Below are 292 nucleotides of genomic sequence, written 5' to 3' on the forward strand. Positions count from 1 at the left end.
ACCCTGCACGGAATGCCAACAATCGCCCGGTGACCTTAGACCTTAGTGCACTCCCCATGCCCGAAACCTCCCCCTCCCGGTCATCTCCCTGAGGCCAAGCTCCAAAACAATCCGCCGCGCCGCCTGCGGTGTGACGTCGAGCGTCTTCGCAACCATCCCGGCAGAGACCAGCGGTTTTGCCATGACCAGCTCGACCAGTTCTGGCAATTTTGAAGAGGTTCGGCGTCCCTCCAGCTTTCGCTCCATCATTTTTCGCGCCAGCGTCAACCGGTCATGTTCTTTCATGCCAATC

At 58.9% G+C, this 292-nt stretch carries 1 protein-coding gene; it reads right to left on the reverse strand.

Annotated elements, in window-relative coordinates; translation table 11 throughout:
- Nucleotides 1–42: 42 nt before the first annotated feature.
- A partial coding sequence (locus AF337_RS04275; protein ID WP_160320242.1) for a helix-turn-helix domain-containing protein occupies nt 43–292 on the reverse strand: 250 nt, incomplete at its 5' end.

It is taken from the genome of Rhizobium ecuadorense (assembly GCF_001187535.1).
GTDB lineage: Bacteria > Pseudomonadota > Alphaproteobacteria > Rhizobiales > Rhizobiaceae > Rhizobium > Rhizobium ecuadorense.